At 72.6% G+C, this 25,000-nt stretch carries 25 protein-coding genes and 2 pseudogenes; 17 read left to right on the top strand and 10 right to left on the bottom strand.

Annotation, left to right across the window (positions count from 1 at the left end; genetic code table 11):
- Nucleotides 1-76: 76 nt before the first annotated feature.
- Nucleotides 77-511: a (2Fe-2S) ferredoxin domain-containing protein gene (locus tag OG406_RS35325; protein ID WP_164373568.1), complete on the bottom strand. Its 435-nt coding sequence runs from the start codon at nt 509-511 to the stop codon at nt 77-79.
- Between the two features lie 448 nt (nt 512-959).
- On the opposite strand from OG406_RS35325, the gene OG406_RS35330 reads away from it, so the two are divergent.
- The 8 genes from OG406_RS35330 to OG406_RS35365 all read left to right on the top strand — a co-directional run bounded on the left by OG406_RS35330 (nt 960) and on the right by OG406_RS35365 (nt 8,934).
- Entirely contained in the window at nt 960-1,610 is a 651-nt protein-coding gene (locus OG406_RS35330) for a GntR family transcriptional regulator (protein ID WP_081222789.1), read from the top strand.
- 76 nt (nt 1,611-1,686) lie between these two features.
- Entirely contained in the window at nt 1,687-2,475 is a 789-nt protein-coding gene (locus tag OG406_RS35335; RefSeq protein ID WP_267052467.1) for a PIG-L deacetylase family protein, read from the top strand.
- Nucleotides 2,472-3,182, top strand: a complete 711-nt coding sequence (locus OG406_RS35340) for a 4-carboxy-4-hydroxy-2-oxoadipate aldolase/oxaloacetate decarboxylase (RefSeq protein WP_267052468.1) — start codon at nt 2,472-2,474, stop codon at nt 3,180-3,182. Before OG406_RS35335 ends, OG406_RS35340 begins: the two co-directional genes overlap by 4 nt.
- Nucleotides 3,179-4,264: a 4-oxalomesaconate tautomerase gene (locus OG406_RS35345; RefSeq protein ID WP_329189761.1), complete on the top strand. Its 1,086-nt coding sequence runs from the start codon at nt 3,179-3,181 to the stop codon at nt 4,262-4,264. The genes OG406_RS35340 and OG406_RS35345 overlap by 4 nt, the downstream gene beginning before the upstream one ends.
- Nucleotides 4,265-4,273: 9 nt before the next feature.
- On the top strand, nt 4,274-5,224 hold the full coding sequence (locus tag OG406_RS35350; protein WP_267052470.1) for a catechol 2,3-dioxygenase: 951 nt from the start codon (nt 4,274-4,276) through the stop codon (nt 5,222-5,224).
- A gap of 426 nt (nt 5,225-5,650) precedes the next feature.
- The gene (locus tag OG406_RS35355; RefSeq protein ID WP_329189763.1) at nt 5,651-6,979 is read left to right on the top strand and encodes an MFS transporter; all 1,329 of its coding nucleotides are present in this window, start codon (nt 5,651-5,653) and stop codon (nt 6,977-6,979) included.
- Nucleotides 6,980-7,173: 194 nt separating this feature from the next.
- On the top strand, nt 7,174-7,950 hold the full coding sequence (locus OG406_RS35360; RefSeq protein WP_326843872.1) for a GNAT family N-acetyltransferase: 777 nt from the start codon (nt 7,174-7,176) through the stop codon (nt 7,948-7,950).
- Nucleotides 7,951-8,022: 72 nt separating this feature from the next.
- Entirely contained in the window at nt 8,023-8,934 is a 912-nt protein-coding gene (locus OG406_RS35365) for an NAD-dependent epimerase/dehydratase family protein (protein ID WP_329189766.1), read from the top strand.
- A gap of 86 nt (nt 8,935-9,020) precedes the next feature.
- Here OG406_RS35365 and OG406_RS35370 read toward each other — a convergent pair whose 3' ends face one another.
- Both OG406_RS35370 and OG406_RS35375 read right to left on the bottom strand, forming a co-directional pair.
- A complete protein-coding gene (locus OG406_RS35370) occupies nt 9,021-9,902 on the bottom strand; it encodes a GNAT family N-acetyltransferase (RefSeq protein ID WP_329189769.1) in 882 nt (293 codons plus the stop codon).
- 162 nt (nt 9,903-10,064) lie between these two features.
- Entirely contained in the window at nt 10,065-10,328 is a 264-nt protein-coding gene (locus OG406_RS35375; protein WP_164373584.1) for a GlsB/YeaQ/YmgE family stress response membrane protein, read from the bottom strand.
- 230 nt (nt 10,329-10,558) lie between these two features.
- Between OG406_RS35375 and OG406_RS35380 the strand changes: the two genes are divergently transcribed.
- Nucleotides 10,559-12,001 carry a hydrolase gene (locus OG406_RS35380; RefSeq protein ID WP_329189770.1) on the top strand — a complete coding sequence of 481 codons (1,443 nt, stop codon included), beginning with the start codon at nt 10,559-10,561 and terminating at the stop codon, nt 11,999-12,001.
- Between the two features lie 88 nt (nt 12,002-12,089).
- Here OG406_RS35380 and OG406_RS35385 read toward each other — a convergent pair.
- Nucleotides 12,090-12,239, bottom strand: a pseudogene (locus tag OG406_RS35385) (sugar kinase); the annotation flags it as partial.
- On the opposite strand from OG406_RS35385, the pseudogene OG406_RS35390 reads away from it, so the two are divergent.
- Nucleotides 12,233-12,394 (top strand): annotated as a pseudogene (locus tag OG406_RS35390) (amino acid permease); the annotation flags it as partial. The pseudogenes OG406_RS35385 and OG406_RS35390 overlap by 7 nt on opposite strands.
- 80 nt (nt 12,395-12,474) lie before the next feature.
- Here OG406_RS35390 and OG406_RS35395 read toward each other — a convergent pair.
- Nucleotides 12,475-13,047, bottom strand: coding sequence for a GNAT family N-acetyltransferase (locus tag OG406_RS35395; RefSeq protein ID WP_164373588.1), 573 nt, complete (start codon nt 13,045-13,047; stop codon nt 12,475-12,477).
- Nucleotides 13,048-13,194: 147 nt separating this feature from the next.
- On the opposite strand from OG406_RS35395, the gene OG406_RS35400 reads away from it, so the two are divergent.
- A complete protein-coding gene (locus OG406_RS35400) occupies nt 13,195-14,730 on the top strand; it encodes an AMP-binding protein (RefSeq protein WP_327410532.1) in 1,536 nt (511 codons plus the stop codon).
- Nucleotides 14,731-14,863: 133 nt separating this feature from the next.
- Here OG406_RS35400 and OG406_RS35405 read toward each other — a convergent pair whose 3' ends face one another.
- Together OG406_RS35405 and OG406_RS35410 are read right to left on the bottom strand one after the other, a co-directional pair.
- Entirely contained in the window at nt 14,864-15,301 is a 438-nt protein-coding gene (locus tag OG406_RS35405; RefSeq protein WP_164373592.1) for an SPW repeat protein, read from the bottom strand.
- Nucleotides 15,302-15,528: 227 nt separating this feature from the next.
- Nucleotides 15,529-16,131 (bottom strand): TetR/AcrR family transcriptional regulator, encoded by a 603-nt coding sequence (locus OG406_RS35410; protein WP_267052478.1) that lies wholly within the window; start codon nt 16,129-16,131, stop codon nt 15,529-15,531.
- A gap of 166 nt (nt 16,132-16,297) precedes the next feature.
- On the opposite strand from OG406_RS35410, the gene OG406_RS35415 reads away from it, so the two are divergent.
- From OG406_RS35415 to OG406_RS35440, 6 genes are all read left to right on the top strand, one after another.
- A complete protein-coding gene (locus OG406_RS35415) occupies nt 16,298-17,110 on the top strand; it encodes an MBL fold metallo-hydrolase (RefSeq protein WP_329189774.1) in 813 nt (270 codons plus the stop codon).
- Nucleotides 17,111-17,336: 226 nt separating this feature from the next.
- Nucleotides 17,337-18,659, top strand: coding sequence for an NAD(P)/FAD-dependent oxidoreductase (locus tag OG406_RS35420; RefSeq protein ID WP_267052480.1), 1,323 nt, complete (start codon nt 17,337-17,339; stop codon nt 18,657-18,659).
- The gene (locus tag OG406_RS35425; protein WP_327410535.1) at nt 18,656-19,387 is read left to right on the top strand and encodes a DUF1365 domain-containing protein; all 732 of its coding nucleotides are present in this window, start codon (nt 18,656-18,658) and stop codon (nt 19,385-19,387) included. The genes OG406_RS35420 and OG406_RS35425 overlap by 4 nt, the downstream gene beginning before the upstream one ends.
- Nucleotides 19,384-20,652 carry an SAM-dependent methyltransferase gene (locus OG406_RS35430; protein WP_266610776.1) on the top strand — a complete coding sequence of 423 codons (1,269 nt, stop codon included), beginning with the start codon at nt 19,384-19,386 and terminating at the stop codon, nt 20,650-20,652. Before OG406_RS35425 ends, OG406_RS35430 begins: the two co-directional genes overlap by 4 nt.
- Entirely contained in the window at nt 20,649-21,968 is a 1,320-nt protein-coding gene (locus tag OG406_RS35435; protein ID WP_329189778.1) for a cyclopropane-fatty-acyl-phospholipid synthase family protein, read from the top strand. Before OG406_RS35430 ends, OG406_RS35435 begins: the two co-directional genes overlap by 4 nt.
- Complete coding sequence (locus OG406_RS35440; RefSeq protein ID WP_266853374.1) at nt 21,965-22,771, top strand: DUF1295 domain-containing protein; 807 nt, start codon at nt 21,965-21,967, stop codon at nt 22,769-22,771. The genes OG406_RS35435 and OG406_RS35440 overlap by 4 nt, the downstream gene beginning before the upstream one ends.
- Before the next feature lie 114 nt (nt 22,772-22,885).
- On the opposite strand, the gene OG406_RS35445 is transcribed toward OG406_RS35440, so the two are convergent.
- The 3 genes from OG406_RS35445 to OG406_RS35455 all read right to left on the bottom strand — a co-directional run bounded on the left by OG406_RS35445 (nt 22,886) and on the right by OG406_RS35455 (nt 24,990).
- On the bottom strand, nt 22,886-23,638 hold the full coding sequence (locus OG406_RS35445) for an anti-sigma factor (protein ID WP_164373608.1): 753 nt from the start codon (nt 23,636-23,638) through the stop codon (nt 22,886-22,888).
- Complete coding sequence (locus tag OG406_RS35450; RefSeq protein WP_081222772.1) at nt 23,635-24,219, bottom strand: sigma-70 family RNA polymerase sigma factor; 585 nt, start codon at nt 24,217-24,219, stop codon at nt 23,635-23,637. Before OG406_RS35450 ends, OG406_RS35445 begins: the two co-directional genes overlap by 4 nt.
- A 168-nt stretch (nt 24,220-24,387) precedes the next feature.
- The gene (locus OG406_RS35455; RefSeq protein ID WP_266610771.1) at nt 24,388-24,990 is read right to left on the bottom strand and encodes a sigma-70 family RNA polymerase sigma factor; all 603 of its coding nucleotides are present in this window, start codon (nt 24,988-24,990) and stop codon (nt 24,388-24,390) included.
- Nucleotides 24,991-25,000 lie beyond the last annotated feature (10 nt).

The raw sequence follows: 25,000 nt of genomic DNA on the forward strand, positions 1-25,000 counted from the left end.
CGCCGACGTCAACCGGCCCGTGGTCGGACGGAGTCGAGAAGCGAACCCGGGCGGACCCGCGCGGGCCGGTGTCCGTTCAACGCCGCCCCCGGGTCCGTTCGGCACGTGGTGGGTCGACGAACTGCAGCTCCAGGGCGGCCGGCGGCGGGGCTGTCCCTGGTCCGCCCGCGGCGGCCCAGGCCAGCAGGTCGTCCGTGCAGCCGTCGTCCGTGGCGAAGCCCACCCAGGTCGGCCGGCCGCCGCTTCGCCGTCCCGCCGCCGAGGGTTGCACCACGACGACGTTCGCCTGGTCGCAGGGGCCCAGGCAGTCCGTCGTCCGCACGGTGAACCGCCCGCCGGACGCCTCCGCCCCGGCGCGCAGCCGCGCGAGCTGCCGGACGTGGTCGATGTCCGGGAACTTGCCCGGGTCGCCGCAGCAGCACCCCCGGCAGACGACGAGGGCGCACGGCCGCGATCGGGCGGCACCGACCGTCGTCGTACGAGGGAGACCGCGCGGGGAGTCGACCGGCACGAGGGGGAGGCCTTTCGCGAGGAGGGCGAGCGGTCCCGCCCGTGATCTCTCGCGGGCGGGTGTGCGGCGGCCGTCGGACGCGTCGCCCCAGGCCGCCGAGAGTCACCGTACGAGACGTTTCCGCTGCTCAACAGACCGGGTCCGCACGGGGAACCTGGGGCCACCCGGGCGGCTCGGGCCGCCAACCGGCCGGGTCGCCGCTGGAGTTGGGGCGTCCTCGCGCTGCGGGGTGCCGTGCGGCGGGACGTGGAACGCGTCGACGACGGGCGGCCCCCTGCCGAGGCCGCGTCCTTCGTGGTCGTTCCCCGAGCGTTCCTGGGGTCGCGCTTCGGGTCGTTCCTGGGAACGCGGGGTCGGCGAGACGTGTCGGCAAGATGCCGAACAAAATTGTTGACAATCTTGTTGGTCTAGATTTACGTTCGACAGGCACTCACTCAGGGAGGGCGCAATGCAGAAGGAAGCCCGTCCAGGCACCGGCGAGCAGGCCAAGCAGCACGCGTTGGTGCAGTTGCGGCAGGCGATTCTGCGCGGAGAGATGGCACCGGCCCAGCGGCTGGTGGAGAACGAACTCGCCGAGCAGTTCGGAGTCACCCGGGCCAGTACCCGGGCGGCGCTGATCGAGCTGGAGACGGAGGGGCTGGTCGAGCGCATCCGCAACCGCGGATCGCGGGTCCGGGTCGTGACCGTCGAGGAGGCGGTCGCCATCACCGAATGCCGGATGGCACTCGAAGGACTCTGCGCGGCCAAGGCGGCCGTCGCGGCGACCGACGACCAGCTGGCCGAACTGGCCGAACTGGGAGCGGCGATGTCCAAGGCGGTCGCCGACGGCGAGCCCGTGACCTACTCCGAGCTGAACCACGAAGTACACGCCCGGATCAGGGAGTTCTCCGGCCAGCGGACGGCCGTCGAGCTCCTGGAACGGCTCAATGCACAACTGGTGCGCCATCGCTTCCAGTTGGCCCTGCGTCCCGGTCGTGCGCAGCAGTCCCTGAGTGAACACCTGGCCATGATCGAGGCGATCGGCGCCAGGAACCCGCAGGCGGCCGAAGCGGCCGTCCGCGCCCACCTCGGCAGCGTGATCCAAGCGCTGCGCGACTGACGTCCCGCGCGCCGACGCGCGGGCACGACGGACATCCGAGGCGGGCACGCACCTGTCCACCAAGGAGATCTCTGCCATGACCCACGGCGACGCGCCCGCCTCCCCCGAACCCTCGGCACCCCCCGGGCCGAGCACACCCCCCGCCCGGTCGACCCTGGTCGTCACCGCGCACGCCGGAGACTTCGTGTGGCGGGCCGGCGGCGCCATCGCCCTGGCCACCTCCCGGAGCGAGAAAGTCACCATCGCCTGCCTCACCTTCGGCGAGCGCGGTGAGTCCGCCAAGGCCTGGCGCGCCGGCCGGAACCTCGACGAGATCAAGGCGATACGCCGCGAGGAGGCGGAGAAGGCCGCCGCCACCCTCGGGGCCGAGGTCCAGTTCTTCGACGCGGGCGACTACCCGCTGACCCCCACCGCCGAACTCACCGACCGGCTGGTGGCGGTCTACCGCGCGACCCAGCCCGACGTCGTCCTCACCCACCCCGCCGAGGACCCGTACAACGGTGACCACCCGGCGGCCCACCGCATGGCACTGGAGGCCCGCGTCCTCGCCCAGGCCATCGGCTACCCCGGCGAGGGCGAGATCATCGGAGCCCCGCCCGTCTTCTACTTCGAACCGCACCAGCCCGAGATGAGCGGCTTCCGGCCCGAAGTGCTGCTCGACATCACCGAGGTGTGGGAGACCAAACGCCGGGCGATGGAGTGCCTCGGCGCCCAGCAGCACCTGTGGGACTACTACACCGACCTCGCCGTACGCCGCGGGGTGCAGCTCAAGCGCAACGCCGGCCCCAACCTGGGCCTCGCCCACCGGACCATGGCCGAGGCGTTCATGCGCCCCTATCCGCAGATCGCGAAGGAGCTGGCATGAGCGGCGTGATCGTCACCGGCCCGCCGAAGGCGGACCCGAAGGACGTCGAGGCGATCGCCGCGTACGGCACCGCCACCGTGCACGAGGCGATGGGCCGAACCGGCCTGCTCGGCACCCGGCTGCGCCCCGTCCAGCAGGGCATCCGCGTCGCCGGCACCGCGGTCACGGTCCTCTCCTGGCCCGGCGACAACCTCATGATCCACGCCGCGGTGGAGCAGTGCGGTGACGGGGACGTCCTCGTGGTCACCACCACGTCCCCGTCCACGGACGGCATGTTCGGCGAACTGTTCGCCACCGCGCTCCAACGGCGCGGCGTGCGCGGCCTGGTCATCGACGCCGGCGTCCGCGACACCGCCGAACTGCGCGCGATGGGCTTCCCCGCCTGGGCCGCCGCGGTCAGCCCGCAGGGCACGGTGAAGGCGACCGGCGGCTCCGTCAACGTCCCCGTCGTCCTCGGCGGCCAGATCGTCCGGCCCGGCGACGTCATCCTCGCCGACGACGACGGCGTGGTGTGCGTACCCCGCGCGGACGCCCGCCGCACCGCCGAGGCGTCCGAGGCCCGCGAGCGCAAGGAGGCACTGGCCCGTGCCGCCTTCCAGGAAGGCGAACTCGGTCTGGACCGCTACGGATTGCGCGACACCCTGGCCCGCCTCGGCGTCACCTACACGCCCTACGACGCGCACGTCCGGGATGGAGCCGCGCCGTGAGCGGACCCGAGGAACTGCGCTGCATGCTCCTGCGCGGCGGCACCTCCAAGGGCGCCTACTTCGTGGCCGGGGACCTCCCCGCGGAACCGGCCGAGCGCGACGACCTGCTGCTGCGCGTGATGGGCAGCCCCGACCCGCGCCAGATCGACGGCCTCGGCGGCGCGCACCCGCTGACCAGCAAGGTGGCCGTCGTCTCGGTGTCCGAGGACCCCGCAGCGGACATCGACTACCTGTTCCTCCAAGTAGGCGTCGAACGGGCCGAGGTGTCGGACCGTCAGAACTGCGGCAACCTCCTCGCCGGCGTCGGCCCGTTCGCCGTCGAGCGCGGACTCGTCGAACCGGGCCGGGAGCGCACCTCGGTACGGATCCGCATGCTCAACTCCGGGGACCTGGCCGTCGTGAGCTTTCCCACCGAGGGCGGACGCGTCGTCTACACGGGCTCGGCGGAGATCTCCGGGGTGCCGGGGACCGCCGCCCCGGTGGTCGTCGAGTTCCCGCGGCGGAGCGGCCCGTTGCTGCCCACCGGACACGCCCGCGACACCGTCGCCGGCACCGCCGTGACGTGCGTGGACAACGGGATGCCCACCGTGCTCGTCGCCGCGTCCGCGCTGGACGTCACCGGGTACGAGACCCCCGGGGACCTGGAGGAGGATCTCGCCCTGGCCGACCGGGTCCGCGCGATCCGCCTGGAGGCGGGCAGGCTGATGGGCCTCGGGGACGTCGAGAACGCCTCCGTGCCCAAGGTGACGCTCCTGGCGCCGCCGCGTGCCGGGGGAGTGGTGAGCACCCGCACGTTCATCCCGGTGCGCTGCCACACCTCCATCGGTGTCCTCGGCGCCGCGAGCGTCGCCGCGGGGCTGCGCGTGGAGGGCGGCGTCGGCCGAACCGTGGCACGGCTGCCCGAGCGCGGGGACCGGCTGCGGATCGAGCACCCGACCGGATTCCTCGACATCGAGTCCGGACTCGCGTACGGCCCCGGAGGCGTCCCCGAGGCCCGGCGCACCGCGGTCGTCCGCACCGCACGCAAGATCTTCGACGGCACGGTCTTCCCCCGGCCGGCCGGAGCCGCACACCAACCCTGAGGAGGCCCCATGGCCCCGCCGCTCGGCGACATCGCCCACCTCGGGCACGTCGAACTGCTCACCCCCGACCTGGACGCGAGCGTCCGGTTCTTCACGGACTACCTCGGCCTGACCGAGAACGGCCGCTCCGGCGACTCCGTCTACCTGCGGACCTGGGACGACTACGAGCACCACAGCCTGACCCTCACCGCCCACTCCACCTCGGGCATCCGCCGCACCGCCCTGCGTGCCTCCAGCGAGGAGGCCCTCCTGCGCCGGGTCAAGGAGATCGAGAGCACCGGGCGCGAGGGCCGCTGGACCGACGACGAGCCGGGCATCGGTCCCGTCTTCGTCACCACCGACCCCGACGGCCACGAAGTCGCCCTGTACTGGGAGAGCGAGTGGTATCGCGCGCCGGACCATCTGAAGCCGGGCCTGAAGAACCAGCCCCAGGCCAAGCCGGGGCACGGCGTCGGAGTGCGACGCCTGGACCACGTCAACTTCCTCGCCGCCGACGTGGCGGCCTGCGGCGACTTCGTGCGGGACGCGCTCGGGGCCCGGCCGACCGAGCAGATCCAGCTCGACAGCGGCAGGATCGCCGCGCAGTGGCTGACCTTCAACAGCAAGTCGTACGACGTGGTCTACACGGAGGACTGGACGGGGTCGAACGGACGGCTGCACCACATCGCCTTCGCCACCGACACCCGTGAGGACATCCTCCGCGCCGCCGATCTCGCCCTGGACACCGGCGTGTTCATCGAGACGGGCCCGCACAAGCACGCCATCCAGCAGACGTTCTTCCTCTACGTCTACGAACCCGGCGGCAATCGCGTCGAGTTGTGCAACCCGCTCACCCGGCTCGTCCTCGCCCCCGACTGGCCTCTGGTGACCTGGACCGAGAACGAGCGGAAGAAGGGGCAGGCCTGGGGGCTGAAGACCATCGAGTCCTTCCACACCCACGGAACCCCGCCCATCGACTGACCCGGACCCGGAGCCGGAGCCGGAGCCGGAACCCGAGCCGGCCCGGACCGGCCGTCGGCCACGACCAGGGGTCCGCCGTCGGGCACGACCAGGGGGTCCTCCCCGTCGGCCGTCGGCCGTCGTGCGCGGACCGCCGGGGCAGCCATGCGTTGATCGAAACTTAGAGCGAGCAGAACCGGCCAGTGCAGGTGTACGGGCGGCACCGAACTGTGTGCCGCCCGTGCCCGTTTCACCTGCCTCTCAGCTCTTCATGACACGGTCGCGACGGTGGCCTGATTCCCCTCAGGATTGTTGACAAAAACGTTGACACTCGGGGGTTCACTCCTTAGCGTCTAGCGCATCGCCGGGTCAGCCGCACGAGCCGCGCCGACCCGCATCCCCGATCCCCTTCCAGGGCCCACACCTCCTGGACGAGAGGAAACAACGATGTCCTCCTCCCTCGCCCTGCCCGCGCGCGGCGGCAGCAGAATGGCCGCACTGGTCGTCGGCCTCTGCTGGCTGGTCGTCCTCTTCGACGGCCTCGACATGTTCATCTACGGTTCCGTGCTGCCGCACATGCTGGAGGCGAAGGCGCTCGGCATCGACCCCGGCAAAGCCGGCGACGTCGGTTCCTACGCCACCTTCGGCATGCTGATCGGGGCCCTGTCCTCCGGAACCGTCAGCGACTGGGTCGGACGCAAGAAGACGATCGTCGCGTCGACCGCGGTGTTCTCCCTGGCCTCCGCCGTCTGTGCCTCGGCGGGCGGCCTGGGCGTCTTCAGCCTCGGGCGCTTCCTCGCGGGCCTCGGTCTCGGCGGCCTGCTGCCCAGCGCGATCACGATGGTCACCGAGTACGCCCCGCGAGGTCACCGCGCCCTGATCGTGGGCTCCCTGATGACGGCCCACCAGGCAGGCGGCATCGTCGCCGGATTCGTCGCGCTCGGGACGGGCGACTGGCGGGTCTCGTTCTGGATCTGCGTGATACCGCTGTTCGTCGGCGTTCCGCTGGCCGTCAGGTTCCTGCCCGAGTCGATGGCCTTCCTCCAGGCCAAGGGCCGCACCGAGGAGGCCCGCGCCCTCGCCGACCGCTACGGCGTCGACCTCGCCGTCCGGGACAGGGAACGCCAGGCCGCCGCCGATCGCTTCGGCGCCCTCACCGCCCTCTTCCGCGGCGGCCAGTGGATCGAGACCCTGTTCTTCTGGCTCGCCTCCTTCGGCGGCCTCCTCCTCGTCTACGGCGTCTCGCAGTGGCTGCCCTCGCTGATGAAGGCCAACGGCTACAACCTCGGTTCCTCCATCGGCTTCGTCATCGTCATCAACCTCGGCGGCATCGTCGGCATGCTGATCGGCGGCCGGCTCACCGACCGGTTCGGCGGCTCACTCATCTCCGCCGTCTGGTTCGGCGCCACCGCCGTCGGCATCTACTCCCTGAGCTTCAGGATGCCGCTGCCGCTCACCTACACCGTCGTCTTCCTGACCGGCCTGTTCCTCTTCAGCGCCCAGGCGATGATCTACGCGACGGTGGCGCACCGCTCCGAGGACGACAACCGTGCCACCGCGGTCGGCTGGACCTCCGGCATGGGCCGCTTCGGCGCCGTCTTCGGCCCCTGGCTCGGCGGGCAGCTCCTCGCCACCGGCTCGACCACCGCCGGCTTCACCGCCTTCGCCGCCGCCGGTGTCTTCTCGCTGGTGTTCGTCAGCCTGACCGGCCTGCGCCGCGTCAGGACGACGCCGCCCAGCACCGCACCGCACCAGGAACTGACCGCCACCGGCTGACCGCGGCCCATGCGGGCAAGCACCTGCTGGCCGCGGCCCACGGGGGCAAGGTGCCCGGGCGGAACCCGAGGAGGGGTCCGCCCGGGCACCGGCGTCCTCCGGCCGGGGCCGCACGGGAGCTCAGGGCCTCTCCGTCAGGGCCGCCGCCCACAATCTCCGTTGCCCCGGACGACCCGGGGTGCTGGAGTGAGTCCATGGATCACGTAGCGGTACTTGCCCTGTTCGACCGGGACATGCGGGAGACGGCACGCCCCGACGCGCCGGGCGCCCGGATCGAGCGGGCCGGGCGGGTGGTGCGCCAGATCGGGGCCGAGGGCGGCTGGAACGGGGTGATCTGGTCCGACCTCGACGGGACGAACGCCGACGCGGCCGTCGCCGAGCAGATACGCCACTTCACCGGCCTCGGCCTGGAGTTCGAGTGGAAGCTGTACGGGCACGACCGGCCCGAGGACCTCGGTAGGCGGCTGCAGGCCGCGGGCTTCACCGCGCAGCCCGAGGAGACGCTGATGATCGCCGAGCTGGGCGATCTGACCCTCGACGCCGAACCGCCTGAGGGTGTACGCCTGTTGCCCGTCACCGACCGCGCCGGGGTGGAACTCGTGGCCGAGGTCCACCAGCAGGCCTTCGGGACGGACGGCACCCGCCTGCGGCACCAACTGCTCGCCCAGCTCACCGGCGACGCGGACACCGTGGTCGCCGTCGTGGCGCTCGCCGGGGACGTCCCCGTCAGCGCCGCCCGCATGGAACTCCTGCCCGGAGCGCGGTTCGCCGGACTGTGGGGCGGCGGCACCGTCGAGGCCTGGCGCGGCCGCGGCATCTACCGCGCCCTGGTCGCCCACCGCGCCCGCGTCGCGGCGGACCGCGGCTACCGCTACGTCCAGGTCGACGCCTCCAGCCAGAGCCGGCCCATTCTCGCCCGACTCGGCTTCCAGCCGCTCACCACGACGACACCGTACGTGTACGAGGGGTGACACCCGGCGCGGTGCGCGGGAGCGGCGGGGCGCCGATGTCACATCCCGGCCCCCGCGGTCCGTCGCACCGGCATGACCACGCACCAGAACATCCTCCTGGCCGGCGCGAGCGGCGTCCTCGGCCGGCACATCACCCGCGGCCTGACCGAGGCGGGCCACACGGTCACCGGCCTCGGCCGGGGCCCGGCCAACGACGTCCGCGCCGACGTCCTGGACCGCGAGGCGACGCTGCGCGCCGTCGACGGACGGCACTACGACACGGTGATCCTGGCCGCGACCGCCCTCGGCAAGCCGCCCCTGCGCCACCGTGACATGCGAGCCACCGACGCCCTCCGGGTCGACGGCACCGCCCACCTCGTCGAGGCCGCCCGAGCCACCGGCGCCCGCCGGATCATCGCCGAGTCGATGGTCTTCGGCTACGGATGCGGCGATCACGGAGCCCACGTCCTCACCGAGGACGATCCCTTCGGCCCTCCGGGCACCACCGCCGCGCTGGAACAGCACATCGCCGCCATGCGCATCAAGGAACAACTCACCTTCGGCGCGTCCGACATGGAGGGGATCGCCCTCCGCTTCGGCCTCTTCTACGGCGCCGGCGGCACGGACGCCCTGCTCCCCATGCTGCGCCGGCGGCAGCTCCCCGTGGCCGACGACCACGGCCGGGTGCTGCCGTGGGTCGACCTGGCCGACGCGGCACGAGCGGTGGCCGCCGCCGTGGACCGCGGCCGCCCGGGGGAGGCGTACAACGTCACCGACCGGACCCCGTTCGGCTTCGCCGCCCATGTCCGGGCCGTGGCCGAGGAGTTCGGCCTGCCGAAGCCGCTGACCGTACCGGTGTGGACGATGCGGCCCCTGTCGTACGCGCACGTGACGATGCGGACGACGCTGCGGGTGTCCTCGGCGAAGGCGGAGCGCGAGCTGGCCTGGACGCCCCGGCACGCGTCGAGCAGGGACGGCCTCGCCGCGCTCAGGGCGGCGGCCTGAACCGGGCCGGCCTCCGCGCAGGCCGGCGTCGCCCACCTCGCCGGGACCCGGCTTCGGGTGACTGGCGCGGTCGGCCCGGGGGCACGTCAGAGATCCCGCTGATACTCCACGGCGCGGTGCGTCGGCCGGTAGCCGAGGGCGTCGTTGATCGCGAGCATCGGCGCGTTGCTGTCGGCCGTGTCCGTGAGCAGGCCGGAGAGTTCCGGATGGCGCTCACGGGCCAGCCGGATCGACTGCGCCTTCATCCACCGACCGAGACCGCGGCCCCGGTGCTCGGGCAGGACGCCCGTCCCGTAGTGCTGAGCGTCGCCCCGGCCGTCGCCGGGCACCACGAGCTCCGAGAACCCGACGACCGAACCGTCCGCGCGGTCCAGCACCGCCACCGTCTGCAGGGCCTCCCCGCGCCGGAGGACGGCCTCGGCCACGGCCACGACCCGGTCCACGTCCCAGGCGACGGTCCCGTAGTCGGTCTCCTCCATCGGCATGTCGTCCATCGCCCGCCGCGACACGGCGAAGCCGGCCGCGAGCTCCGGCGGAACCACCCCGTCCCAGTGCGTCAACTCGTAACCCGGATGCGGGCGTTCGACGATCCCGTCGATCCGCGTGAGGTCGAGCTCCGGCAGCGGGAGCCGCGCGTACGTCAGCGCCAGCACCCTGCGGAAGCCCTGTGCGGCGAGGAAGAGGTCACCGGGGGAGCCGGTCGTGGCCTGGGCGACCAGTGACCTGCGCCCGTCGGCCCGTGCCGCCGCCGTCGCGGCTTCCAGGAGGGCGCCGCCCACGCCGTGGCGCCGCTCGGCGGGGTGCACGGTGATCTCCAGCTCGGCGAGGTGCCGCTGACCCTCTGTGTCGAACAGCCGGACGAACGCCGAGCCCAGCGGCGCTCCTTCGGCGTCCGAGGCCAGCCAGGCGAGCCGACGGCTCGACGCCGTGTCTTCGGGATCGGTCAACGGGGTGATGCGTGGCGGCAAGGTCGCTCCGGGTGTCGGGCGTGCGGGTGGGAAGCCCGCAGAACGTAGCCGCACGGCGGAGCGCTCCGCAACGGAATTGACGGGAGCCCGCACGGGCGCCCCGGCGGGCGATGGCCGGTCCGCCGGGACCGCGCGGGCTCCCGCCGCGACGGTGGGGTCCGCTCAGCGGCGCGACCTCGTCCGGTCCAGGGCCGCGACACCGACGGCCGCGAGGCCGATCTGGATGAGCCACTCGATCCAGTCGACGCCCTTGGTGTCGGCGACACCGAACGCGGCGGCCACGCCCGACCCGATGAACGCGGCCACGATGCCGACCACGATGGTCAGCAGGATGCCGATGCGCTGTCGGCCCGGCACGACGAGCCGGCCCAGTATTCCGATGATGATGCCGATGACGATGGCACTGATGATGCCTGAGATCTCCATCTCCGCCCTCCCGGTCGGTCGCCCGCACTCATGTATCTGCCCTCCGCGGGTGGGAGCCAGTCCGCTCCGGGCCGGGTGCCGTGTCACAGTGCCGCCGACGCTCCCGGCGACCCAACAGGTAGTCATGTACCGTTCAAACGCCTGCCGTGCCGGTGACGGTCAACTACCGTTCTACGCGCGCAGACTTGGCGCCCGCACGGCCTCTCCCCACCCCGACGGAGGTTTGCAGGATGCTCGGACTCGGAAGATCCCCCCGCATCACCACGGCACTCGCCGTGTTCGGACTGCTCGTCACGGGTGTCGCCGTCCAGGCGGCGGCCGGCACCCCCGCCCACGCGGCCACCCCGCACCGCGTCCTCTTCGACAACGGCCATGCCGAGACCGCGGGCAACGCCGACTGGATCATCTCCACCAGCCAGCCCGACCCCCTCGGCCAGGACTCCACCCCGTCCGCCGAGACCGACTGGACCGGGGCCCTGTCCTCGTGGGGCGTCGCCCTGCAGAAGACGGGCGACTACAGCCTCAGGACGCTGCCTTCGGGATCGAGCCTCACCTACGGCGGCACGGCCGCGAACGACCTGTCGAACGTCGACGAACTGGTCCTGCCCGAACCCAACACGCTCTTCACCACCGCCGAGAAGACCGCCATCATGACCTTCGTCAAGAACGGCGGCGGCCTGTTCATGATCTCCGACCACACCGGGGCCGACCGCAACAACGACGGCTACGACGCGGTCGAGGTCCTCAACGACCTGATGAGCAACAACAGTGTCGACAGCACCGATCCGTTCGGCTTCTCCATCGACTCGCTGAGCATCTCCTCGGACCACCCCGCCGCGACAAGCGACAGCACCAACCCGATCCTGCACGGCGCGCACGGCACCGTCACCAAGAGCCTCATCGCGAGCGGGACGACGGTCACCCTCAAGCCCGCCGACAACGCGGCCGTCAAGGGCCTGCTGTACCGCACCGGATACTCAGGAAACACCGGCGCGTTCTTCGCGACCAGCACCTTCGGCAGCGGCAAGGTCGCGTTCTGGGGCGACAGTTCACCGATCGACGACGGCACCGGACAGTCCGGCAACACGCTCTACGACGGCTGGAACGACACCGGCGCCACCAACGCCGCGCTCGCCCTCAACGCCACCGACTGGCTCGCCGGGACCGGCAGCGGCGGCGGGGGAGGAGGCGGCGGGACCTGCACGGCCGCCCAACTGCTGGCCAACCAGGGCTTCGAGTCCGGCGCGACGTCCTGGACCGCGACCAGTGGCGTGATCACCGACAGCTCCGGCGAGGCGGCCCGTACGGGCTCCTACAAGGCCTGGCTGAACGGCTACGGCTCGGCCAACACCGACACGCTCTCCCAGTCGGTCACGATCCCGTCCGGCTGCTCCGCCACGCTGAGCTTCTACCTCCACGTCGACACGGCCGAGACCACCACGAGCACCGCGTACGACACCCTCAAGGCCCAGGTCGTCAACAGCTCCGGCACCGTGCTGGCGACCCTCGCCACGTACTCGAACCTGAACGCGGCCTCGGGCTTCACCCAGCGGACCTTCAGCCTCGGTACCCCGTACGCCGGACAGACGGTCGGCGTCAGGTTCACCGGGACGGAGGGCTCCACGCTGCAGACGTCGTTCGTCCTCGACGACACGGTACTCACCGTGAGTTGAGCGGACACCGGCACGTCCTGGGGCCGGGTCCGGCACCGGACCCGACCCCAGGGCCGATCGGCGCCCGGCCCCTCGCTCAGGCCGGCCCTCAGGGGGTCGAACGGCGCTCGAACACGACATCGCGGGCCGTGCCCAGCGCCATGGCCACCGCCCCCAGCAGGACCGCGTCCTCGCCGAGCCGCCCCGGTACGAGCTTCGGGCGCAGCGGCGTCAGGGCGCGCAGAGTCTCGCCTCCAGGGGCTCGCCCAGATCGTCGCCCTGTCGGTGCTGTGCCGGCGGCAGCCGGGACTGCGGCGTCCGTACCGGATGTCGCTCCACCCGCTGCCGAGCCTCATCGCCCTCGTCGGCCGGCTCACCATCTACGGCTACGCCGACAAGAACTCCCCGGGCCGCTTGTCGGGCCGGCACGAGCAGCTGAGGCTCCGCGTCCGGCCTGGGCCCGAGCTCGGCGGGACCGCCGTCCCCGCGGACCGTCACCCGAACGGACCCTCGCCGTCGCCGGAACGGCTCCAGGTACGCAGGACGACATCGCGTCCCTTCGCCGTACGGACCACCGGGTCGTCGTCGGCCAGGACGAACCCCGCCGACCGGGCGACCCCTTCGCTCGCCGCGTTTCCGTCCTCGATGCACAGAACGACGCGGCGGCCGCCGACGTGCCGGTGCGCGAAGTCCACGGCCAGCCGGACCGCGCGGGTCGCGAGCCCCCGGCCCCGGTGGGCTGCCCCCACCCCGTACGCGAGCTCGACGTCACGATCGTCGCCCGAACCGGGGAACAGCAGGATCTCCCCCCGGGGCAGCTCCCCGTCCGTGGTGATGGCCAGCTGTACGGCCCGCCCCTCGGCGCTCTTCTGCTCGGCGGCCGCGAGATAGGCGAGCGCCGCGGCGGTGTCGAAGGGCGAGGCGACCGGAGTCCACCGGTCGATCTCGGGATCGTCGTAGAGGGCGACGAGATCCGCCACGTCGTCGTCGGACCATTCGCGGAGCAGCAGTCCCAGGCCGTCGATGCGCAGCGGTCCGGGGAAGTGGAACGTCGGTCGGCTGTTCATCGGACGATCCTTACGCGTCGGGCGGTGGCGGCCAAGGGTGCCTCGCGCCGCACGGCACCGGGACCGGGAGCCGCCCGGGGCTGTCCGGATGCGGGGAGGCATGGCCAGGATGGACCCTGGACTTGTTCGGATCGTCGGGAGGCCGTGATGTTCGTCCCTTTGGGGGCCCGTGATTTCCTGGACCGCGCCGTCACCGTGTACGGCGACCGTGTCGGCGTCGTCGACGAACCCGACCAGCCGGCCGAGGTCTGGGAGGGACTGACGTACCGCCGTGTCGGGGAGCTGGCCCGAGCGCAGGCGGCCGGGCTCGACGCGCTCGGCGTCCCGCACGGCGCGCGCGTCGCCGTCGTCTCGCCCAACAGCGCCCGGCTCCTCACCTCGTTCTTCGGCGTCAGCGGCCACGGCCGGGTCCTCGTGCCGGTCAACTTCCGTCTGACGGCGGACGAGGTGAGCTACGTCGTCGAGCACTCGGGGGCGAGCGTCCTGCTCGTCGACCCCGAACTCGCCGACCGTTTCGAGGGCGTCGCCTGCAAGCACCGGTTCACCCTCGGTGCCGCGGCGGACGCCGAGCTGTACCGCTTCGGCACGGAACCGGCACCGTGGGAGGCCGACGAGAACGCCACCGCGACGATCAACTACACCAGCGGCACGACCGCCCGGCCCAAGGGCGTCCAGATCACCCACCGCAACATCTGGATCAACGCCACGACCTTCGCCCTGCACGCCGGTGTCACCGACCGTGACGTGTATCTGCACACCCTGCCGATGTTCCACGCGAACGGGTGGGGGATGCCCTTCGCGATGGCGGGCCTGGGCGTTCCCCAGGTCGTCCTGCGCAAGGTCGACGGGGCGGAGATCCTGCGCCGGGTGGCGGAGCACGGCGTGACCGTGATGTGCGCCGCGCCCGCCGTCGTCAACGCGGTGCTGGCCGCCGCCGGTTCCTGGGAGGGAGAGATCCCCGGCCGCGACCGGGTCCGCATCATCGTCGCCGGGGCTCCGCCGCCCACGAAGACCGTCGCCCGCGTCGAGTCCGAACTGGGCTGGGAATTCATCCAGATCTACGGCCTCACCGAGACCTCGCCGCTGCTCACCGTCAACCGTGCGCGGTCCGAGTGGGACGAACTCCCCCCGCAGGCGCGGGCGGAGAAGCTGGTGCGAGCCGGTGCCCCGGCCCTGGGCGTCACCCTGCGCACCTCCGCGGACGACGAGATCCTCGCGCGCTCGAACGTCGTCCTGGAGGGCTACTGGGAGCAGCCCGAGGAGACCGAACGGGCCCTGGCCGACGGCTGGTTCCACACCGGGGACGGTGGATCGATCGGCGAGGACGGCTATCTCACGATCAGTGACCGCAAGAAGGACGTGATCATCACCGGGGGTGAGAACGTCTCCTCCATCGAGGTGGAGGACACGCTCTTCAGCCATCCCGCCGTCGCCGAGGTCGCGGTGATCGGCGTACCCCACGAGAAGTGGGGCGAGACCGTCATGGCCCTGGTGGTGCTCGCGCCCGACGCGGCGGCGACCGAGGACGAGCTGATCCAGTACTGCAAGGAGCGTCTCGCCGGGTTCAAGGCGCCGACCTCGGTCGAGTTCCGGGACAGGCTGGCGCGGACCGCCACCGGAAAACTCCAGAAGTACAAGCTGCGCCGGCCGTATTGGGAGGGGCACGACCGGGGTGTCAACTGACCTCGCCCGCGGCACCGGCAGGCCCGCACGGGTCCGGCGGGGACGGGTGCGGGCGCGACGGCCGGCCCGCGCTTCGGCGGGCCGGCAGGACGGACTCTCCCTTCCTGGTTCCGTCTCGTGAGCCGGGGGAGTGCTACCTCCGGGCGCCTCTGGTCGCCGTCAGCGCGCAGACCGCTCCGAGGGCGACGGCGATCGCGCCGACGATGATGCTGTTGACCACCACACCGGTGTCCGGGCTGGTGCCGACGATCCACGGCGAGATGATCATCCACGCGCCCATCGCGCAGATCGCCCAGCTCAGGCCGTACATCCGCTCGGGTGTGACGGTGAACCCGAGCGCGAGTACCGCGATGGCGATGCCCATGATCAGGTTGTGCGTCGCCAGCGCGGGCTGGCTCGACGTGTAGTGCAGGATCCACGGTGACACGGCGCAGTACAGGCCGAGCAGGAACACCGGCCCGTCCACCAGCGCGACGTCGCGGCCGCCCATCACGCGGTCGTACCGGGCACGCATCTCCGATGCGTCGGGGTGGCCGGTGATGTCGCCGGTGTGATGCGAGACGTTGGCCATGACTCGTCTCCTCCGATCTGGTCCGATCCGATCTCCACGGCCCGACCGTGCCCGAGGGGCGAGCGGTCAGGACCGCATACCCGCCAGTCTGCTCTTATTTCTCCCTTATGTGTAGGGATGTCGGCTACGAAAGGAGAAAGAGACCGGACCGGGCGCACGTCGCCTCCGCCGGACCGCCCCGTTCGACGCGTCCCGGGTCCTCGCGCGTGGCCTCCCCATGGGCGCCGTCAGACGGCGATGAGCAGACGGGCGATCGCGCGACGCGCGCGGGTCGGTGCTTGAGGGTCGCGGTGCAGCTGGATCGCCTGATCGGCCGCCAGGATCGCTCCGCCCAGCTCGAAGACGAGCTGGTCCACATCGGTCCGCTCGGGCAGCTGTCCGGTCCTGATGGCGGTGTCCAGTTCCGCCGTGACGTACGCCGTCCACGCGGTCAGCGCGGCGAGGACCGCGTCCCGGACCGGCCCGGGTCGGCCGTCGAACTCGCTCGCCACCGAGGTCAGGAAGCAGCCCCCGTGGCCCTCGTCCTCGGCCATGTAGGAGATCCACTCGTCGAAGGCGCGCGCGAGCCGCTCCGTGCCGGGCCGCGCGCCGACGGCCCGCCCCGGCACCCGCAGCCGGAACCGCTCGACCGCCGTGTCCAGCGTGGCGAGCTGGAGCGCCTCCTTGCTGCCGAAGTGGCCGATCACCCCGGCCTTGCTCATGCCCAGGCCGGTGGCGAGACGTCCGATCGTGAGGCCTTCGAGGCCCTCGACCGAGGCCAGGGCCAAGGCGCTCCCGAGGATCCGGTCGCGGGTGGCGGCGGTTTCGGCGACGGACTTGCGGGGGCTCATGCGGACAGCTTAACCTCACGACCGTTCGCTTTTAGCTAACGAACGTTCGTCATCTATATCGGATCGGCGATGGGCCGGCCCGCGGGCTCCTCGCCCGGTGATCCTGCCGGGCCCTGCCACCCGCCCCGCTCCGCCGACGGCATCCGCGACCCCGAAGGGACTCATCGTGAAGATCCACCATCTCAACTGCGGCTCCCTGCGCACGATCGACCGTGCGGAGGGGAGCCTGCCCGCCGTCTGCCACTGCCTGCTGGTCGAGACCGACCGCGACGGGCTCGTCCTCGTCGAGAGCGGGATCGGCACGGCCGACGTGGCGCGCCCCGAGGAGAACCTCGGGGCGGACTTCCTCAGCCGCGCCCGACCGGTCCTGGACCCCACCGAGACCGCTCTGCACCAGGTCACCGCCCTGGGCTTCCGCCCGGAGGACGTCCGGCACATCGTGCTGAGCCATCTCGACCTCGACCACGCCGGCGGACTCGCCGACTTCCCCTGGGCCAAGGTCCACCTGAGCGAGGCGGAGCACCACGCGGCGATGGGGGCACCCGGGGCCCACCCCGAGGACCGTGTCCGCTACCGCCCGGTCCAGTGGGCCCACCGCCCGCACTGGGTCACGTACGCGCGGCCCGCGGGGGACCCCTGGTTCGGATTCGACGCGGTCCGTCCGCTGGAGGGGATGGACGCCGAGATCCTGCTCGTGCCGCTCGGCGGGCACACCCGCGGCCACAGCGCGATAGCCGTCCAGGACGGCGGGCGCCGGCTCCTGCACTGCGGAGACGCCTACTACTTCCATGGCGAGATCGACCCCGACCGTCCCGAGGGCCATCCCGGAACGGACCTCCTCCAGCAGATCACCGAAGTGGACCGGCCCCTGCGGCTCGGCAACCACGCCCGGTTGCGGGAACTCGTGCGGCTGCACGCCGGCGAGGTCGAGGTCTTCAGCGCCCACGACCCCTGGGAGCTGGCCAGGTACACCGGCTGAACCGGATCCGCGGCGCGTCGGCGCGGGTGGGATCCGCCGTCGGAGCCGTCCCGGAGCCGGTCCCGCGGGCGGGCCTCCCCACCCGGCTCCGACGCCCTCCCGTACCGCCTTCCGGCATCCGCTCACCCGATTTTTGGAAGATCGCGCCCGAGGCAATCCGTGGAGGGCCCAGCTTCGGAATACCACCGAGAGCTCTGACGAGGGAGCCGGGTGGGAGGAAACGACGATGGACAGGTCCGCAGACGCTTCTGGCGGCGACGCGGGGCGCGCCGGACGGCGAGAGGCGGGACGCACGGCCGTGATCGGCGGGGGAGTGGCCGGCCTCACCGCCGCGCACGTGCTGAGCCGGACGCGGTCCGTGGCGGTCTACGAGGCGGACGACCGGCTCGGCGGCCACGCGCACACCCACGACCTCGCCTCCTCCGACGGCCGGGTGCACCGCGTCGACTCCGGGTTCATCGTGCACAACCACCGCACCTACCCCAACCTCCTGCGGCTGTTCGCCGAACTGGGCGTCGCCACCCAGGAGTCCGAGATGAGCATGTCCGTACGGTGCGAGGGCTGCGGCCTGGAGTACGCGGGCGCGCGCGGCCCCGCCGGACTCTTCCCCCGGCCCGGCAACGCGCTCCGCGGTCCCTACCTGCGCATGCTCACCGAGGTGCCGGCCTTCCACCGCGCCGCCCGCCGGCTGCTCGCCGAGGGCACCGAGGACGGCGAGGACACCCTCACCCTGGGCGAGTTCCTGGTCCGGCACCGCTTCTCCGCCTACTTCACCCGGCACTTCATGACCCCGCTGGTCTCCGCGGTCTGGTCCTGCGACGCCGCCACCGCCCGCCGCTACCCCGCCGCCTACCTGTTCCGCTTCATGGACCACCACGGCATGCTCTCGGTGCGCGACTCACCGGTCTGGCGCACGGTGACCGGCGGCTCCCGCTCCTACGTCGACCGGCTCGCCAAGCAGCTCGACGCCGTGCACACCTCCGCCCCCGTCCGGGCCGTCCGCCGGCACGCCGACGGAGTCGACATCACCACCGAGGACGGCACCACCGCCTCGTACGACTCCGTCGTCATCGCCGTCCACCCCGACCAGGCACTGCGGCTGCTCGCCGACCCCAGCGAGGCGGAGCGCGAGGTGCTCGGCGCGTTCCGCTACTCGCGCAACGCCACCCTCCTGCACACCGACACCACCCTGCTGCCGCGCGCCCGCGGAGCACGCGCCTCCTGGAACTACCTGATGCCCGACTGCGACGCCGGAGCGGACCGCGTCCGGGTGAGCTACGACATGAACCGCCTCCAGCGGCTCGACGCACCCGAGACGTACGTCGTCACCCTGGGCGGCGGCGACCGGGTCGACCCGACCCGGGTGCTGGCCCGCATGGAGTACGAACACCCCGTGTACACCCCCGAGTCGGTCGCGGCACAGCGCCGGCTCCCGGGCCTCAACAGCCACGTGACCGCCTACGCCGGGGCCTACCACGGCTGGGGCTTCCACGAGGACGGCTGCCGCTCCGGAGTCGAGGCGGCCGCCGCACTGGGGGTGACCTGGTGACCGCGGCCCCCGCCCTCTACCCCTGCACGGTCGCCCACATACGGACCGCGCCCCGCCGGTACGCGCTGCGCCACCGCACCTACATGTGGCTGACCGACCCCGACCGTCCGCCGGAACTCCCCCTGCTGCTCAGGCCGTTGGCCCGGTTCGACGCCCGTGACCACTTCGACGGGGACCAGCCGACCATCCGCGCCGGCCTGGACCGGTACCTCGCGTCGCACGGCATCGACCTGCTCGGCGGCGACGTGACGATGCTCGCCCACGCCCGCGTCCTCGGCCACGTCTTCAACCCGCTGACCCTGTACTGGTGCCACGACCCGGACGGCACCCAGCGCTGTGTCGTCGCCGAGGTCCACAACACGTACGGCGAACGGCACACCTACCTGCTCCACCCCGACGGCAGCGACACCGCACGGACCCGCAAGGAGTTCTACGTCTCGCCGTTCTTCCCCGTCGACGGCGCGTACCGGATGCGGCTGCCCGAACCCGACAACCGGCTGAACCTGACGGTACATCTGGAACGCGAGGGAACCCGCCCCTTCACCGCGACCGTACGCGGAACGCGCCGGGCGGCCACCGTCGGCGCGCTGCTGCGTCAGGCGCTGCGCCACCCCTGGTCCACCGTCGCCGTGTCCGCCGCCATCCGGCTGCACGGCGTCCGCCTCTATCTGCGGGGACTGCCCGTGCAGCCCCGCACCCCTCGTCGAACCCAGGAGAACGTGAAATGAGGACAGCCGAGTCCTGCCCCGTCGAGACGCCACGACAGGACACCGACCCGGTCAGCTGGCCGGACGTGGTGACGCGACCGGACGCCTCGCGCGCCCGCACCGCCGTCACCCGCGCCGTCCTGCGCCGAGCATTCGAACGCCTGCCCCTGCAGGCCCGGTTCGCCGACGGAACCCGCGTCGGCCTCGGCGGCCCGGTCATCGACATCCACGACCCGGCCGCCTTCCACGCCCGGATCGGAACCCAGGGACTCATCGGCTTCGGCGAGTCCTACATGGCGGGGGAGTGGGACGCGCCCGACCTGGTCGCCGCGCTCACCGTGCTCGCCGGGAACGCGGCCGGACTGATCCCGGCCCCCCTCCAGAAGCTGCGGGGACTCTGGGCGCTGCGCCGGCCCGACGTCCAGCGCAACACCCCCACCGGCGCCCGCGACAACATCAGCCGCCACTACGACCTGTCCAACGAGCTGTTCGCGCTCTTCCTGGACGACACCCTCAGCTACTCCGCCGCGCTCTTCCGCGGCTTCCCCGCCACCTGGGACCTCCTCCCCGCCGCCCAGCACCGCAAGATCGACCGACTGCTCGACCTCGCCGAGGTCGGACCCGGCACCCGCCTCCTCGAAATCGGCACGGGGTGGGGCGAGTTGGCCATCCGAGCCGCCGGACGCGGAGCCCACGTCACCTCGCTCACCCTGTCCCGCGAACAACGCGACCTGGCCCGGCAACGCGTCCGCGAGGCCGGGCTCGACGACCGCGTCGCCATCGAACTGTGCGACTACCGCGAGGCCGTGGGGACCTACGACGCCGTGGTCAGCGTCGAGATGATCGAGGCCGTGGGCGAGGAGTTCTGGCCCACCTACTTCGCCGCCCTCGACACCCTGCTCGTCCCCGGCGGCCGCGTCGCCCTCCAGGCGATCACCATGCCGCACGACCGGATGCGCGCCTCCCGCGACACCTTCACCTGGATCCAGAAGTACATCTTCCCCGGCGGGCTGCTGCCCTCCGTGGAAGCCGTGGAGGACGTGACCCGCGAGCACACCACCCTGCGCACCACCCGCAGGGACGCCTTCGGAGCCCACTACGCGGAGACCCTGCGCCTGTGGCGCGAGCGGTTCACGGAGCGGGCCGACGAGGTCGCCGCCCTCGGCTTCGACGAGACCTTCCGCCGCATGTGGACCTTCTACCTCGCCTACTCCGAGGCCGGGTTCCGCTCCGGCTATCTCGACGTCCAGCAGTACCTGTTCACCAAGGAGGTCCCCACCCCATGAGCACCGCGCCCGCCGCCCGCGCCGTCCGCCGCGGCGCCGCCCAACGGCTCGCCGCCCTGGCCGAGGAGGCGCTCGGCGGCCCCCTCCCGCTGCGGGTGCGCGCCTGGGACGGCAGCGAGGCCGGCCCGCCGGACACCCCCGTCGTCGTGGTGCGCTCGCGACGCGCCCTGCGGCGGCTGCTCTGGCAGCCCGGCGAACTCGGCCTCGCGCAGGCCTACGTCACCCGCGAACTCGACGTCGACGGCGACCTCGCCGTGGCGCTGCGCGTGATGTGGGCGGCCGCCCGCGAACGCGGCCTGCACGCCCCCCGGATCGGCCTCGCCGACCGGGTCCAGGCCGTCGGCGCCGCCGTACGCCTCGGAGCCGTCGGCCCCCGGCCGCCCACGCCCGCCTCCCAGGCCCGCCTGCGCGGCGGCCTGCACAGCAGGTCCCGCGACCGGGCCGCCGTCAGCCACCACTACGACCTGTCGAACGCGTTCTACCGCCTCCTCCTCGACGAGACCATGGCCTACTCCAGCGGCTACTGGACGAGCGAGGACCCCGGCTTCGGGCCCGCCGACGCCCAGCGCGCCAAGCTGGAACTGATCTGCCGCAAGCTCGCCCTCGTGCCGGGAGCCCGGCTCCTCGACATCGGGTGCGGCTGGGGATCCCTCACGCTCTACGCGGCCGAGGAGTACAAGACCCAGGTCACCGCCGTCACACTGGCCGCCGAGCAGGCCGCGTACGTCCGCGAGCAGGTCCGCGAGCGCGGGCTGGAGCACCTCGTCGACGTGGTGTGCCAGGACTACCGGGACATCGAGGGCGGCGCCTACGACGCGGTCGCCACGGTCGAGATGGGCGAGCACGTCGGCGACGCCGAGTACCCCGCCTTCGCCGCCGCCCTGCGCCGTCTGGTCCGTCCCCAGGGGCGGGTCCTCGTGCAGCAGATGTCCCGGGGATCGGTCGCCCCGGGCGGCGGCGCGTTCATCGAGGCGTACATCGCCCCCGACATGCACATGCGGCCGCTCGGGGAGACCGTCGGACTCCTGGAGGGCGCCGGACTCGAAGTGCGCTCCGTGGAATCGCTGCGCGAGCACTACGTGCGCACCGTCGCCGCCTGGCACCGCACCCTGGAGGAGCGGTGGGACGACTTCGTGCGGCTCGTCGGTGAGGAGACCGCCCGCGTGTGGCGGCTGTACCTCGTCGGCGGGGCGCTCGCCTTCGAGGAGCGCCGCATGGGCGTGGACCAGATCCTCAGCGTGCGGCCCACACCCGACGGGGCGGCCGGGATGCCGGCCGTCCCGCACACCTGGTACGCGGAGACGGACGAGCGATGAGCGGCTTCCCCTGGGCGGCGTTCGCCCAGAACCTCGGGTTCGCGGCCGGCGCCGCGTTCGCCGTCATGCTGGTCACGTTCGCGGTCGCCGTACGCAAGGGCCTGCACCGCATCGTGGACGTCGCCTGGGGGATCGGGTTCACCGCGGTGGCCCTGGTCTCCTTCGCGGCGTCCGCGGGTGAGGGCGACGACGTACGACGTGTGCTGGTCACGGCCCTCACCGCGGTGTGGGGGCTGCGACTGGCCGCGCACATCGCGCGCCGCGGACGGGGACACGGCGAGGATCCGCGCTACGACGCGATGCTCGCCAAGGCCCCCGGCAACCGTGACCTCTACGCCCTGCGCATGGTGTACCTCCTGCAGGGCGCCCTGGTGTGGCTGGTGTCGCTGCCCGTCCAGGCGGCGCAGTACGTACCGGGGCCCGTGACGGGATTCGCCTGGGCGGGCGTGGCGCTCTGGGTGTGCGGTCTGTTCTTCGAGGCGGTGGGCGACGCCCAGCTCGCCCGGTTCAAGCGGGACCCGGCCAACAAGGGCAAGGTCATGGACCGTGGCCTGTGGAGCTGGACCCGGCACCCCAACTACTTCGGCGACTTCTGCGTCTGGTGGGGCCTGTTCCTGTTCACCTGCGACAGCGGCGCCGCCGCGGCCGTGTCCGTGGTGTCCCCGCTGGTGATGAGCTACCTGCTCACCAAGGGCAGCGGCAAGCCCATGCTGGAACGGCACATGGCGCAGCGTCCCGGCTTCGCCGAGTACGTGGCCCGGACCAGCGGCTTCTTCCCTCTGCCGCCGAAGCCGCGCCGCTGACCCCCTGCGGGAAACACGTCTGCGGGAAACGCGTCGCCCCGCCGGGTTGGACCCGGCGGGGCGACGCGTCTCAGCCGTTCGTCCCCTCCCCCGAAAGCCTGGGGGGACGACCGCTCAGGCGGGGAAGTTCAGCAGGGCGACGGGATCGGAGGTGGGCTCGGCGGACCCACCGGCCGGTTCCACGGTGATCCCCATCCCGGACGCGTCGTCCACGGAGCCCTTCATCAGCACCGCCTCCGTCGTACGGGCCGGGTCCATCAGACCGGCGGACCGCATGGTCCCCCCGTCGTTGAACCACAGCTGGTAGACCTTGCCGGTCGGCGGCTTCGCCATCCCCGCGGCGACGAACACCGCCTGGTCCCGGCTCTGCGACACCACGACCGTGCCCCGCGCCCCGTCGGCCAGCGTCGCCGTACGCGACTTCGCGTCGGGCGCGGCGATCACCGCGGCCACGTCGTTCGTCCGCCGCTCGGCCTGCCGCGCCTGCTGCCGCGCGTCCTCCGCGCGGTCGTGCTGCCACACCGCCGTACCGCCGAGCCCGGCCGCCGCGGCCAGGCAGGCGGCGAGCGCCCACCGTGCGGGACGGCGTCCACGGCCGGCCGTCCGCCGGGGAGCGGCGACCGGAACGGTACGCGGCGCCTCCTGCCGGACGGTGGTGATGCGCCGCATCACGGTCTCCTTGAGCGCCGGAGCGGGCGTCTCGGTGACCGCCATGCCCAGCCGCGCGGCGGCGGCCGTCAGCTCACGGACCTCCAGGGCGCAGGATTCGCAGTCCTCGGCGTGCCGCTCGAACAGTTCGCGCTCGTCGTCGGCCAGGGCGTGCAGCGCGTACGCGCCGGTCAGTGTGTGCAGGTCGACCGTGGTCACGCCGTCACCCCCAGGCAGTCACGCAGTCGGATCAGACCGTCGCGCAGGCGCGTCTTGACGGTGCCGAGGGGGAGCGCCAGCAGCTCCGCCACCTCCCGGTAGGTCAGCCCGCGGTAGTAGGCCAGGGTCACCGACTGGCGCTGCAACTCGGTGAGCGTGCGCAGACAGCGCCGGACCTGCTCCCGTTCGAGACGGGCCTCGACCTGTTCGGTGACCTCGTCGTACTCGGGCGTCCTGTCGAGCAGCGCGGCCTTGTGCTCGCGGGCCGCCGACGCCTCGACCGACCGGACCCGGTCCACGGCCCGCTGGTGGGCGAGGGTGAGGACCCAGTTCATCACCGAGCCCCGTTCGGGCCGGTAGCGGGCGGCCGTGCGCCACGCCTCCACCAGGACCTCCTGGGCGACCTCCTCGGACTGGGCCCGGTCGCGCAGCACCCGGCGCACGATGCCGAGGACGGGGCCCGCCACGACGTCGTACAGCGAGGCGAAGGCCTGCTGGTCGCCCCGGGCGACCCGGGCCATCAGTTCCGGCAGATCCGGCTCCGCAGACGGGTTTCTCCCGATCTCCACGGCTTCCTTCACGGTGTGGTCCTCCAGGACGCGCTGTTGATTCGCAGGTGATCCGAAGCCGGTCGGCCCACGGATTGCCCCCCGGCCGGGAAAGTTCCGGACGGGTCGGCGGCCGGCGCGACGCCGAGCGGCCGGCCCGCGGGACCACGGGCCGGAGCAACCGTCGCACGAGCCCGGTGGTCAGACCTCCGCCGGCGACGGCAGGCAGTGCCGCAGCTGGTGCAGACCGCGGCGCGCGTGGCTCTTGACCGTGCCCAGGGGCCAGCCGGTCCGCCGGGCGATCTGCGTCTGTGTGAGGTCCTCGTAGAACGCGAGGTGCAGCACTTCGCGCTGGGCAGGGGGCAGCTTGGACAGTTCGTGCCGCACGAGCACACGGTCCAGTACCGCCTCGGGACGGGATCGCCCCTCGTCGGACAGGGCCAGCAGGGCACCGGCCGCGCCGACCAGCTCCGTGCGGCGGGTCCGCGCGGACAGGGCGTCGGCGATCTTCCGCCGGGTGATGCCCACGAGCCAGCCGGCCAGCGTTCCACGGTCCGGACGAAAGCCCCGGCCGCCCCGCCACACGGCGAGGAACACCTGCTGCGTGACGTCCTCCGCCTCGCGCGTGTCGCCCAGCGAGCGCCGGGCGAGGGTGTGCACCAGGGGCGACCAGCGCCGGTAGACGGCGGCGAGAGCGGTCTCGTCGCCCTCGACGACGGCGCGCGCCAGGTCCGCGTCCGTGCCCGGGCCGGCAGGCCCGGCAGGCCCGGCAGACCACTGTGCGGCGGTCGCATCTGCGCTCATGGCACGCTCC

The organism is Streptomyces sp. NBC_01428 (assembly GCF_036231965.1).
Lineage (GTDB): Bacteria > Actinomycetota > Actinomycetes > Streptomycetales > Streptomycetaceae > Streptomyces.